Source organism: Microbacterium salsuginis (genome assembly GCF_012524205.1).
Classification (GTDB): Bacteria; Actinomycetota; Actinomycetes; order Actinomycetales; family Microbacteriaceae; genus Microbacterium; species Microbacterium salsuginis.
In genome coordinates this window covers 1233296-1245327 of the sequence record NZ_JABACI010000001.1, presented here as the reverse complement: position 1 = coordinate 1245327, position 12032 = coordinate 1233296, and the positions used below count along the sequence as shown (strand labels likewise).

General features: G+C 69.2%; 8 protein-coding genes and 2 pseudogenes. 2 read left to right on the top strand and 8 right to left on the bottom strand.

Annotated elements, in window-relative coordinates; genetic code table 11:
* Positions 1 to 30: 30 nt before the first annotated feature.
* Genes HF576_RS05945 through HF576_RS05935 form a run of 3 tightly spaced genes read right to left on the bottom strand, consistent with a single transcriptional unit; the run spans position 31 to position 2662 of the window.
* The gene (locus HF576_RS05945; RefSeq protein ID WP_240948645.1) at positions 31 to 1101 is read right to left on the bottom strand and encodes an alpha/beta hydrolase fold domain-containing protein; all 1071 of its coding nucleotides are present in this window, start codon (positions 1099 to 1101) and stop codon (positions 31 to 33) included.
* 26 nt (positions 1102 to 1127) lie between these two features.
* On the bottom strand, positions 1128 to 2294 hold the full coding sequence (gene rhaI / locus HF576_RS05940; protein WP_168911792.1) for an L-rhamnose isomerase: 1167 nt from the start codon (positions 2292 to 2294) through the stop codon (positions 1128 to 1130).
* On the bottom strand, positions 2291 to 2662 hold the full coding sequence (locus HF576_RS05935; protein WP_168911791.1) for an L-rhamnose mutarotase: 372 nt from the start codon (positions 2660 to 2662) through the stop codon (positions 2291 to 2293). Before HF576_RS05935 ends, rhaI begins: the two co-directional genes overlap by 4 nt.
* Positions 2663 to 2721: 59 nt before the next feature.
* Here HF576_RS05935 and HF576_RS05930 point away from each other — a divergent pair, with 59 nt between their 5' ends.
* Positions 2722 to 3753, top strand: a complete 1032-nt coding sequence (locus tag HF576_RS05930) for a LacI family DNA-binding transcriptional regulator (protein ID WP_205834738.1) — start codon at positions 2722 to 2724, stop codon at positions 3751 to 3753.
* Positions 3754 to 3834: 81 nt separating this feature from the next.
* Here HF576_RS05930 and HF576_RS05925 read toward each other — a convergent pair whose 3' ends face one another.
* Positions 3835 to 6189 (bottom strand): transglycosylase domain-containing protein, encoded by a 2355-nt coding sequence (locus HF576_RS05925; RefSeq protein ID WP_343234174.1) that lies wholly within the window; start codon positions 6187 to 6189, stop codon positions 3835 to 3837.
* An 80-nt stretch (positions 6190 to 6269) separates the two neighbouring features.
* On the opposite strand from HF576_RS05925, the pseudogene HF576_RS05920 reads away from it, so the two are divergent.
* Positions 6270 to 9044 (top strand): annotated as a pseudogene (locus tag HF576_RS05920) (glycoside hydrolase family 2 TIM barrel-domain containing protein); the annotation flags it as partial.
* A 108-nt stretch (positions 9045 to 9152) separates the two neighbouring features.
* Here HF576_RS05920 and HF576_RS20290 read toward each other — a convergent pair.
* The 4 genes and pseudogenes from HF576_RS20290 to HF576_RS20280 form a co-directional block, all read right to left on the bottom strand.
* A pseudogene (locus tag HF576_RS20290) lies at positions 9153 to 9950 on the bottom strand (histidine phosphatase family protein); the annotation flags it as partial.
* Positions 9898 to 11487, bottom strand: coding sequence for an HNH endonuclease signature motif containing protein (locus HF576_RS05910; protein ID WP_168911790.1), 1590 nt, complete (start codon positions 11485 to 11487; stop codon positions 9898 to 9900). The pseudogene HF576_RS20290 and the gene HF576_RS05910, both read right to left, overlap by 53 nt.
* A gap of 62 nt (positions 11488 to 11549) precedes the next feature.
* Positions 11550 to 11777 carry an NUDIX hydrolase gene (locus HF576_RS20285; RefSeq protein WP_240948644.1) on the bottom strand — a complete coding sequence of 76 codons (228 nt, stop codon included), beginning with the start codon at positions 11775 to 11777 and terminating at the stop codon, positions 11550 to 11552.
* Between the two features lie 48 nt (positions 11778 to 11825).
* Positions 11826 to 12002 carry an NUDIX domain-containing protein gene (locus HF576_RS20280; RefSeq protein ID WP_240948643.1) on the bottom strand — a complete coding sequence of 59 codons (177 nt, stop codon included), beginning with the start codon at positions 12000 to 12002 and terminating at the stop codon, positions 11826 to 11828.
* Positions 12003 to 12032 lie beyond the last annotated feature (30 nt).

The following is a 12032-nucleotide window of genomic DNA, read 5'->3' as shown; positions in this document are numbered from 1 at the left end:
TCAGATGCTCCGCAGTCAGGTTCTGCGGTACTAGGCGGGGGCAGCGGGCGTTTTGTGACTGCGGAGCGGGAGTGGCTCCTGCTCCGCAGTCTGGTTTTGCGAGGCGCGTGGCGAGGTGGGTGCAGAAAGTGACTGCGGAGCGGGGCTCGGGGACTTGAGGGATGCGAGGCGGGCGGCGAGGCGGTCGATCGAGACGGATGCCGCAGCCTCGTGCGGCCGGTTGAGGTGACCGTGCTCGGTGCCCGGTTCGGTGACGACCTCGATCGGGCGACCGGCCGCCCGCAGCGTCGCGGCGAACGCCTCGCCCGAGACGCGGAGCTCGTCGGCCTCGCCGTTGACCATCAGCGTCGGCGGGAACTGGACGAGGTCGACCGGGCGAGCGAGGCCCGGGACGGCGCCCAGCGGTGCGTGCTCGACGGGACCGCCGAGGTAGTTCTCGTACATGCCGCGTACCACGTCGGGGCCGAAGCGGTCGGCCTCGGGATTCGCGTCGAGCAGCGCACGCAGCGCGGCGTCGGGTGCGGGCTGCACGGCCAGAAGCGTCGGGTACGCGAGGATCACGAGAGCGGGAAGCCGGGCGGCGCGTCGCTCGATCAGCCGGAGCGTCGCCCCGGCGGCGAGATTTCCGCCCGCGCTCGTTCCGCCCAGCGCCAGCCGGTCGCGATCGATGCGCAGCCGGTCGGCGGTGTCGAGCGTCCACGACCACGCCGCGAGCATGTCATCGGATGCCGCGGGGTAGTGGTGTCCGGGTCGCGCTGGAGTGGCGGCATCCTCCCCACGCCCACTCCACCCTTGCGGAACCGGCGCCCGACGGTAGTCGACCGAGATCACCGTGGTGCCGCGCGACGAGAGCTGACGCGCGACCCAGTCGGACTCGGGCATGTCGATGTCGCCGAACGCGAAGGCGCCGCCGTGCGCCCATACGAGGCCGGTGCCGTTCGGCTCCCGGGCGGGGTAGACCCGCACGAGCCCGTCGGCGGCGGGGTACGGCTCACTCATCTTCGTGTCCTTCGTCTCTTCCTCTGTCGCATTCTGCGGGTCGGTCTTGCAGATCGCGACAGTGAAGCGGAGGTGGTGCACCGGGGGTGCGAGGATCGGCATCCCGCACCCCCGGTGGGCTTGTGGAGTTACGCGCCCCAGCCGGCCTGGGTTCCCCCGACGCGGTCGGCCGCGATCCGGGACTGGTAGCCGGATGCCGCATAGGCGGCCATCGGGTCGGCGGGGAGTCCGCGCGACTCACGCCATTCGGCGAGCGCGGGGCGCACGTCGGTGTAGAACGCGTCCATGAAGACGGCGTTGGCGGCGAGCACGTCGTTCGCGGCCTGAGCGGCATCGAGCGCGGTGCGGTCCACGAGCAGAGCCCGAGCCGTCATCTCCTGGACGTTGAGCACCGAGCGGATCTGGCCCGGGATCTTGTCTTCGATGTTGTGGCACTGGTCGAGCATGAACGCCACGTCGGGGTTGTTCAGCCCTCCGCCGCGCACGACCTCGAAGATGATGCGGAACAGCTGGAAGGGGTCGGCCGCGCCCACGATGAGGTCGTCGTCGGCGTAGAAGCGCGAGTTGAAGTCGAACGACCCGAGCTTTCCGAGCCGCAGCAGCTGCATGACGATGAACTCGATGTTGGTGCCCGGTGCGTGGTGGCCGGTGTCGAGGCACACCATCGCGCGCTCGCCGAGCGCCGCGACCTGGGCGTACGACGTGCCCCAGTCCGGGACATCGGTGTGGTAGAACGCCGGCTCGAAGAACTTGTACTCGAGGACGAGTCGCTGCTCGTCCGACAGCCGCGCGTAGATCTGCTGGAGCGAGTCCGCGAGGCGGTCCTGGCGGGCACGCATGTCGTTCTGGCCGGGGTAGTTCGAGCCCTCGGCCAGCCAGATCTTGAGATCACGCGAGCCGGTCGCGTTCATGATGTCGATGCACTCGAAGTGGTGGTCGATCGCCTTCTGGCGGATGCGGTCGTCGGCGTGCGTGAGTGCGCCGAACTTGTAGTCCTCGTCCTGGAACGTGTTCGAGTTGATGGTGCCGAGCGCGACGCCGTGGTCTTCGGCGTGCCGCCGGAGCTCGTCGTAGGAGTCGACCTTGTCCCACGGGATGTGAAGGGCGACGCTCGGGGCCAGTGCCGTGTACTTGTTCACCTGGGCGGCGTCGGCGATCTTCTCGAACGGGTCGCGAGGGGTGCCGGGCGTGGTGAACACCCGGAACCGCGTTCCGGAGTTTCCGAACGCCCAGCTGGGAAGCTCGATGCCCTGGCCTTCGAGCTGCGTGAGGATCTCTGGGGACAGCGTGGTCATGATGGGGTGCTCTCTTCGTGGGGCGCGCGCGCCGCGGCAGCGGCGAGCTGGTCGTCGAGGTGGAAGATCTCGGTGAGGGGTGTGGCCGCCTGATCAGGGCGGCCGTCGAGGCCGACGAAGAAGCGGCTCATCTCGGCTTCCCAGCGGGCGGCGACGGGGGATGCCGCGAGGTAGGCCTGCGCAGCCGCGTCGTCGTCGGTCTCGTAGTAGCCGATGAGACGCCCGCCTTCGCCGAGGAACAGCGAGTAGTTGCGGCGGCCCGCGGCAGCGATCTCGGCGAGCATCTCGGGCCAGACCGGAGTGTGGCGGGCGATGTACTCGTCGAGCAGCTCCGGCGCGACCTGCAGCTGGAAGCAGACTCTCGTCATCGAATGTCCTCGGATCGGGGGATGAATCGTTTCAAACCTTAGCCGCTATGTATCGTTTCATGCAAGCAGAGCAAGGGGATGCCGTGGTCGTGAGCGTTCGAGATGTCGCGGCTGCGGCATCCGTCTCGGTCGGCACCGTCTCGAACGTGCTCAACCGGCCCGCGAAGGTCGCCCCCGCGACGGTCGAACGGGTTCAGCGGGCGATCGACGAGCTGGGCTTCGTGCGCAACGACGCAGCACGGCAGCTGCGGGCAGGCCGCAGTCGCACGATCGCCCTCGTGGTGCTCGACGCCGGCAACCCCTTCTTCGCGGAGGTCGCGCGCGGCGCCGAGGATCGTGCGGCGGAGTCGGGCATGAGCGTGCTGCTCGGCAACAGCGACGAGCGTTCCGAGCGTGAGCACGCCTACCTGGACCTGTTCCGGGAGCAGCGTGTGAACGGGGTGCTCGTCACGCCGGTCGACGGCGACCTGGAACGGCTGGAGCGCCTGCGCAGCGGAGGCGTCCACGTCATCCTCGTGGACCATGAGGACCCGGCAGGCGGCTTCGCCTCGGTGTCGGTCGACGATGTCGAGGGCGGCTACCTCGCGGTGTCGCACCTCCTGTCGATCGGACGCCGGCGGATCGCCTACGTGTGCGGACCACTCACGTTCCGGCAGGTCGCCGACCGTCTCGAGGGCGCGCGGCGGGCCGTGGCCGAGATTCCGGATGCCGCGCTCGAGGTCGTCGAGATGCCCGCGCTCTCGGTGCTGCAGGGTCGTGCGGCCGGCGAGACCCTGCGCGCGCGGCCGGCGGCAGAGCGCCCCGACGCCGTCTTCGCCGCCAACGATCTGCTCGCCGTGGGAGCGCTGCAGGCGTTCACCCTGATGGGCGACGTGCAGGTGCCCCGCGACATCGCCCTCATCGGATACGACGACATCGACTTCGCGTCGGCGACCGTGGTGCCGCTCAGCTCGATTCGCCAGCCCGCTCATCTGATCGGGCACACGGCAGTCGAACTCCTGCTGAGCGAGCTCGACGAAGAGGACGGCGGCCACGAGCGGACGGTGCGCTTCCGGCCCGAGCTCGTGGTGCGGGAGTCCACTGCCGGCTGACGAGCGGATGACGGGAGCAGGTCGCGCTTGAAGGCCGAGCGCGGCACGACGCTGTCCCACGGGTTCGCCGCGAGCGACAGCTCAGCTCGGCCCTGGACCGCGCCCGACCAGTTCTGCGGGAGGCGGCGGGAAGGGCCCACCCGGGTAGAGCTGATTGGCGACGCCCTGGATCTCGCGGGCGATCGGGAGACGGATCGTCGAGAGTGCGCGCCCGTTGTGCCACGCCCGGAAGACGTCGCCCTTCCCGATGGCGTTGCCCGCCCACACAGCCGTCGTCACGCGGGTGCTGGATTCCACCAGCCACGTCTGGATCTGCTCGTGCGTGCCCGTCTTGCCCAGCATCGGCGTGCCGTCGTTCGGGTTGCCCGCCGATCCGGTGCCGCCGGGGACCATGACGCCCTGCAGAGCGAACGCTGTCGCGGCCGCCACTTCGGGGCTGATCGCCTGCGAGCACCGGTCGCCGGGAACCGGCAGCTCGTCGCCGTCGGCGTTGACCACGCGCTCGATCGCGCGCGGAATGCAGTAGGCGCCGTTGTTCGCGACCGTGGCGAATGCTCCCGCCATGGCTACCGGCGCGATCTCGTTCGTGCCGATGATCGCTGCGGCGCCGTCGATGTCCACCGGCGCACCCGAGCCGCGTGTCACCCCCATGCGGGTGGCGACCTCCTCGATGTCGCACAGGTCGAGTCGTTCCGCCATGCCGAGGAAGCCGCTGTTCAGCGATTGCGCGGTGAACTGCATCGGCGTCCCGGTGTAGCCGGGGACGTTGCTGAAATTGCGGACGACGTGGTTCTCTCGGTTGATCCAGGTGCCGTCGCAGCGGTCTTGCAGACGAGGTATGACGCGCAGGCTGCCGTCGACGGGCTCGAAAAGCGAACGCCCCTTCTCGAGCCAGTCGACGAGCGTGAACAGCTTGAACGTCGAACCGGTCTCGAATCCACCCGAGACGCCGTGCACCGCATCCCCCGCATACACGAGCGACGTGTACACCGGATCGGTGGCGGCGAGGTCGGCATCCTCCGTGAAGCGGTTGTTCTGGCTGATCGCGAGGATGCGCCCTGTGCCCGCTTCGATGCTGATCGACGCGGACCCGAAGGCCATACCCGGAACGCTCTCGGGAGCGTTCCGCCGCATCGCGTCCTGCGATGCGGTCTGCAGCCGCCAGTCCAGCGTCGTGTAGATGTTCAGCCCCTCGCGAGTCAGCGACTGCTGCCGCTCCGCCGAAGTCCCGCCGAACGCGGCTGCGTAGTCCGGGTCGGACCTTACGGTGTTGACCACGTACTGGCAGAAGAAGGGTGCGGACGTCGCGGCGCAGCCTGTCAGCGCTGGCTGGATCTTGGGGACGATCGGCTCGATCGCCGCCGCCACGTACTGCTCGTCGGTGATTTGCCCGTCCTCGTGCATCCGGTCGAGCACGTAGAGCTGTCGTCCCTTCGTCGCGCTGTAGGCGTCGCCGGCGGCGAGGTACTGCTCCGCTGTGATCGTGCCGTCGGCGAGCAGGTTGTCCAGGCCCTCCAGCGTCCCAGGCGTGACGTCATCGACGGTGCCGTCGGCGGCGTTGTTATAGGCGCTTCCGTCGGCGGCGATGATCGAGCCGGTCTTGCGATCGATACGGAACGTGTTGGGGTTCTGCACGACGCCGGCGAGCGTCGCAGCCTGACCCAGCGTGAGGGTCGCCGCGGTGGCGCTGAAGTAGTAGCGCGCCGCCGCTTCGATCCCATAGGTGGTGCCGCCGAAGTTGGCGATGTTCAGGTAGCCCAGCAGGATGTCGTTCTTCGAGTACTCCTGCTCGATTTGAACGGCGTAGCGGATCTCCTGGAGCTTGCGCTGGTAGCCCTCGACACCGCTCGCTCGCGTCGCGTTCAGCCAGCAGGCTTGCAGCACCTCGTCGCGGCTCTGCGTCTCCGTCTCGACGGCGTCTCGCTCGCAGCGCTGCACCAGGACGTTCTTCACGTACTGCTGGCTGATCGATGAGCCGCCTTGGACTGTGCCGCCTTGCGCGTTGGTGAGGAACGCTCGCGTCGTGCCGAGGAGGTCGACGCCGCCGTGCTGGTAGTAGCGGGGATCCTCGGACGCCAGAATCGCGTCGTACATGATGGGTGCGATCTGGTCGAAGGTGACCGGAACGCGGTTCTGATCGTAGAACGATGTGAGCTCGACGTCCGCTCCGGTCGCGGGGTCGCGCGCGTAGATGGTCGTCGGCAGCATCAGGCGATCGATCTCGAGGTAACTCGGCATGCCGTCGAACAGCGAGACGGCTCTGCTCGCCGCATGTCCCGAGATCGCCAGGACCGGGGTGAGGGGAGCGACCACCACGATTCCCGCGATGACGCTGAGAACCACGAGGCCGACGAGTCCGCCGAGCACCCCGGCGGCTGTGCGGGTGTAGCGCGGCAGGCCCGCGACCTGCGGAGAAACCTCTGGTGACGGCTTCACGGCAGCTTCCGATCAGCGGTGGGAGAAAGCATGGCACTCCGCGGTCCATTCCGCCATGGGTGCGCTCACCGAGATTCCGGATGCCGCAGTCGAGGTCCATGCAGGGTGCACATGACGCCCGATCGACCCTCCGGCGGTCCCTTCGGGACGAGCGGAGATCGCCCGCCGGCACGACTCCTCGCTCGGCTACACTGCAGATGAATTCATATTGGAATGGATCTGCACACCGTATGGTTACGCAATTTGGCGGATCCTCGCCGGGAACCCCGACCGACCGCTACTGGGAGAGCACTCGTCCCGGAGCGGGCCGGCGCGCACCGCGTGCGGATGCGCACAGCGACGCGCGCACGCAGAGCCTGAACGGCACCTGGCGCTTCCGTCTTTCGCCGACCGCCGCGGGAACGGGCGACGGTTGGCTGGCCTCAGACTTCGACGACACGCTGTGGGATGCGATGCCGGTGCCCTCGCACTGGGTGCTCGAGCGGTTCACTCCGCTCGCCGGCGGCCCCGCGCGCCGCATGCTCGGCACCGAGGAGGGACCGCTCTACACGAACACCGCGTACCCGATCCCGCTCGATCCGCCGCGCGTGCCGGCCGAGAACCCGACCGGCGACTATCGACTGGTCTTCGATGTCGCCGACGACTTCGGGCACGCGGTGCTGCGCTTCCAGGGGGTCGACTCGTGCGCGAAGGTGTGGCTCAACGGCCTGGAGCTCGGCTGGTCGATGGGCAGCCGGCTGCCGTTCGAGTTCGATGCGCCGGTCCGCCCCGGGCGCAACGTGCTGTGCGTGCGCGTGCACCGCTGGTCGTCGGGCACGTACCTCGAGGACCAGGACATGTGGTGGCTCCCGGGCATCTTCCGCGACGTCGAGCTGCTCTCACGCCCCGACGGGGCGATCGACGACCACTTCGTGCACGCCGACTTCGACGCGGCGACGGGCATGGGAACGCTGCGAGTGGATGCCTCGACCCCTTCGACCGTCGAGATCCCCGAGCTCGGCATCCGCATGCCCGCCGGGGAAGCCGTCACCGTGCCGGTGCACCCGTGGAGCGCCGAGAGCCCGCGGCTGTACCGCGGCTCGCTCACCTCGGCGGGTGAGTCGGTCGAGCTCGCTGTCGGCTTCCGCCGCGTGGAGATCGTCGACGGCGTCCTCATAGCGAACGGCCGGCCGGTCACCTTCCACGGTGTCAATCGGCACGAGCACCACCCCGACACCGGGCGCACGCTCGATCGCGAGACGATGATCCGCGACATCGTGATGATGAAGCGCGCCAACATCGACGCCGTGCGCACCAGCCACTACCCGCCGCATCCCGAGTTCCTCCGGCTGTGCGACGAGTACGGGCTGTGGGTCGTCGTCGAAGTCGATCTCGAGACGCACGGGTTCATCTACGCCGGATGGGAGTGCAATCCGCCCGCCGAGCCCGCGTGGCGAGACGCACTCATGGATCGCCTGCGCCGCACCGTCGAGCGGGACAAGAACCGCCCGAGCGTCGTGGTGTGGTCGCTGGCGAACGAGAGCATGACGGGCGACACGTTCGGCGAGATGCGACGGTGGCTCGACGAGCGAGATCCGTCGCGTCCGGTGCTGTACGAGCGCGACCCCAGCTACAAGGACTCCGACTTCTACTCGCTCATGTACCCGTCCCTCGAGCTGCTCGAGAAGATCGGGCGCCGCGAAGAGCCGCGCGGCGGTCGTCTCAGCATGCACGGCATGGTCGTGGACGAGTCCGGCGTCGCGCCGTTGCCCGAGGGCGTCGCCGAGACCGACGAGACGCGGCGTCGCGGGCTGCCGTTCCTCCTCGTCGAGTATGCGCACGCCATGGGCAATGGTCCGGGGTCGCTGCAGGACTACTGGCGCATCATCCGCGCGCACGACCGGCTGTGCGGGGCCTTCGTGTGGGAGTGGATCGACCATGGATTCTCGGCGACCACGGCCGACGGCATCCCGTTCACGATGCACGGCGACGACGTCGACTACGACCCGCGCGGCGGCCGCTTCAGTCTGCACGGGCTGGTGTTCAGTGACCGCACCCCGACTCCGGGACTGATCGAGCTGGCGAAGGCGCACGAGCCGATCTCGATCGAGGTACTCGGTCACTCGGTGTACATAGTGAACAACCGACATTATGTGGATGCGTCGGATGCGGTGTTCCGCTGGGTGGTGGAGGCGGACGGTGCACGGTTCGCGGGCGGCGTGCTCGACGTTCCGCCGGTAGCGGCGGGCGAGTCGGTCGAGATCGCGATTCCGGATGCTGCGACCGCTGTCCACGGTCACGCCGACGCCGTGCTGACCGTGGAGGCGGCGCTCGCCGCCGACACCGGCTGGGCGCCCGCCGGCCATGTGCTGGCGTGGGGTCAGCGCGTGCTCACGGACGCCGGTGCGCCCGCGTCGGCCGCGGGCGTTGACGGCGGCACCCGTGAGAAACCGCGCGCAGGTTCAGAAACCCCGCATCCGGGGGTGCCTCAACGTCCGCATGGTTTCTCGACCTCGACCATTCGCCTCGGCGCGGGCGAGTTCGATCCGGTGACCGGGCGGCTCGTGCGACTCGGAGACCTCGAGATCGACGGTCCGGTGCTCGACCTGTATCGGGCGCCGACCGAGAACGACCACGGCCAGGGAGCGCTCAACGACCTGGCATCGGTGTGGCGCAAGACCGCGCTCGACCGGCTTCTGCACCGCGTCGACGCCCTCGAGACCGACGGCGATCGGATGGTCGTCCGCGGTCGCACCGCACCGCGCACGCATCCCCATGGTGTCGACTGGACGATGACGTGGACAGCCGACGGCGACGGCCTCACCCTCGACGTCGCCGTCGATTTCGTCGGACCGTGGAGCGATACCCCGTATCTGCACCGCGACATCTGGGTTCCGCGGCTCGGCCTGCTGTTCGCGCTCCCGGGCGGCGTCCAGCGTGAGCTGCCCGCCGAATCGCGGCGCCAACCGCAGGAACACGGCGGTCAGGATGCGCAGAAGGTGCCCGTGCGCGACGAGCGCGACATCCCCGTGCTCCATTGCGGGCAGCACGCGTGTGAGCACGCGCGAGGCTCGTGCGGCGACTTCTTCCACCGTCTCGCCCGGCGTGCTCCCGCGCACCACACCGTGGGTGAAGGCGCTCCAGTTGTAGCCGAGGTCGTGACGGATCTCGCGGGTCGTGCGCCCTTCGTAGCCGCCGTAGTCCCACTCGACCAGGAGCGGATCGACCTCGGCGCGCAGGCCGGCCAGCTCCGCGGTTCGCAGTGCACGGCGCAGCGGCGAGGCCAGCACGAGCGAGAAGTCGTAGCCCGCGACGAGCCGGCCGGCATTGCGGGCGAGGTCCTCGCCACGAGCGGTGAGCGGAATGTCGGTGAGACCGGTGTGCCGGCCTTCTCTCGACCATTCCGTCTCGCCGTGGCGCAGGAGCACCAGCTTGCCCGACGGATCGGCGGGGGCGGGGCGATCGGGGAGCTGATCAGCGGTGGCCACACGGTAACCGTAGTGTCTCGTCGTGGCGCCGCGACCACGCGTCGACACACGCCCCGTGGTGCCTGGGGCGTCTGACGGAGACTCGCACCACCGTTGCGCGCCTCGTGGAATGGAAGGGACGCGCTCGCCGGGGCTCCGAGTGCAGCCAGGCTTCCCTCCCCGCGACCGGATCGACCTGCGGTACCGGCTTGTCCGTGCGGTCGGCCACGAGGGGGAGGACAGTTCTGCGACGACCCGGGCGCTAGGCGGCCGGGCGGAATCTTCGAGGAGGCGGCTGCAGGTCGCCCCAGGCATAGCGGCGCGCGAGGCGGGCGGGTAGCGCAACGGGTTCGCCGCCGTTCGGCGGACGAAGCAAGAAGTCGTTCTTTCCGTCACGGGTGATGCGCCACGCGCCGTGATGGAGCTGCATGTGGTGCCAGCGACACAGCAGGATCCCGCGGTCGATATCGGTACGGCCGCCTTCGCTGTACGGGTCAATGTGATGCGCTTCGCAGTACGAGGCAGGTCGATCGCAGTCCCTCCACCGGCACCCACCGTCGCGGATTGCGAGAGCAACGCGCTGTTTCGCCGTGAACAGGCGGGCCTCGCGGCCGAGGTCGAGGGGGTTGCCCCGCTCGTCGAGCGTGCATGTCATCGTGCCGGTGTCACAGGCCTGCCGCGCGACGAGCCAGCCGGGAAGCGTCGTGTCGCTGTCTTCGAGCAGTGCAACGGCCGGGCGGCCCCCGGTCGCGTCGGCGAGCACACCGGCCGTCGCGACGATGCGGATCCCCGCCTTCCGCGTGCCGAAGACGGTCTCGGCGTCGGCGAGCGCTCCGGCGCGGAGCACGTCGAGCATCAGGTCGTAGGCGAGCTGATCGTTGGTTCGCGGGTCGGTGGCGAGCTCTTCAGCGCGGGCCTTCTCGTCGGGGTCGACGAATCGCGGGCCGCCACGGCGAGGACGCAGGGCGGTGTCGATGATGGCCTCGATCCACGCACCGCCCTCGTCTTCGAACGTGAAGCTGCCGTGACGGATGCCGTCGCGATCGGTCCACCGGCGGAACGCACGTGCTTCGAAGCGCTGCTCGAACCGGAGCTCGGCACCCGCCGGGTCGAGCAGATCGCGAATCGTGCGCGCCGCCGACGCCAGCTCTTCGACGGTGCGCTGCGAGGCCTCGTCGATGAGCTGAACGGCGGCCGTCGCCCATGCCGTCCACCCCTCGATCGCCCGGCCTGCGGACCCAGCGTCGGGCGCGCCGTCGGCGGTCGGATCGTCGGTTGCCGGCCCGTCGTCGACGGGCGGCTCGCCCAGTCCGCGGTAGATCGCGTCGTGCTGCGCCGACGTGAGCGTCCCGGTCATCAGCGCGTCACCGAGCACCGCATGCCAGGGTCGCCGGGCGGCTGCGGTCTGCGCGCTCGTAGGCGCTCCGGCATCCGTCTCGTCGTCGACGGGCGCCTCCCCCGCGATCTTCGCGTGATCGTCGGCGAAGTCGCCTGCTTCGACGGGCACGAGCCCCGCCGCGAGGGCTTCGCCCAGGCGCACTTGCTTGGCCGCGTCTGCGCGGGTCGAGCCGGTGAGGTCCTGGATCAGCGACACGGTCGAGCGGTGCCCGCGCTTCTGAGCCAAGCCGCCGTGGCCGGCGTCACGGGTGGAACGAGAGGCCACTGCACCGGATGCGGCGATCCGCACGCATTCTCCGCCACGCACGAGCGCGCTGGCGTGCTCGATGAGCGCCAGCACATCCTCATCGGCTATACGCTGCGCGACGACGGGGATGTCGACGGCCTCGACATCGTCCCCGACCACTGCGCGCAGCGCGTCGAGCGCCGCTTGCAGCTCGGAGAAGAATGTCATACTTCATCATGACACCGGCCCCCGACATTCGTATTTCTCAACGAACAAGGTGGGCAACCGGGTCAGAAACCGAACGACAACAGACTCGACGCCCGTCCGTCACGGATCGCCTGGAGGGCGAGCTTCTCGTAGTCGGGCACCCGCTCGGGCAGCGCGTCGAGGTCGAACCATGCGAGTTCGGCGCACTTGTGCGGTTCGAGGATCTGGGGCTCGCCCGTCCACGAATCGCACGTGAAGAACCAGTCGACCCGCTGCTCGCGCGGTTCCGCGGTGCCGTCGGTGCGCTGCATGACCGTGGAAGCCTTCACGCCGGCGGGCTCGACGAGGACGCCCAGCTCCTATCGCGCCTCACGGATCGCGGCGTCCACGGCCGTCTCGCCGAGCTCGATGTGACCGGCGGCGCCGGCGGTCCAGTAGCCGTCCATGTAACCGGTGTTGTGCCGCAGCTGCAGGAGCACCGCGCCCGAGCGCAGCAGGAAGACATAGGAAGCGGGCACGAGAGAGACGCGAGTCATGGCGAAGAAACCATACAGCCTGCTCGACCG

Coding starts and splice junctions, on each gene's coding strand:
- HF576_RS05945 (WP_240948645.1), bottom strand. CDS start 1,101: ATGCCGATCCTCGCACCCCCGGTGCACCACCTCCGCTTCACTGTCGCG.
- rhaI (WP_168911792.1), bottom strand. CDS start 2,294: ATGACCACGCTGTCCCCAGAGATCCTCACGCAGCTCGAAGGCCAGGGC.
- HF576_RS05935 (WP_168911791.1), bottom strand. CDS start 2,662: ATGACGAGAGTCTGCTTCCAGCTGCAGGTCGCGCCGGAGCTGCTCGAC.
- HF576_RS05930 (WP_205834738.1), top strand. CDS start 2,722: ATGCAAGCAGAGCAAGGGGATGCCGTGGTCGTGAGCGTTCGAGATGTC.
- HF576_RS05910 (WP_168911790.1), bottom strand. CDS start 11,487: ATGACATTCTTCTCCGAGCTGCAAGCGGCGCTCGACGCGCTGCGCGCA.
- HF576_RS20285 (WP_240948644.1), bottom strand. CDS start 11,777: ATGCAGCGCACCGACGGCACCGCGGAACCGCGCGAGCAGCGGGTCGAC.
- HF576_RS20280 (WP_240948643.1), bottom strand. CDS start 12,002: ATGACTCGCGTCTCTCTCGTGCCCGCTTCCTATGTCTTCCTGCTGCGC.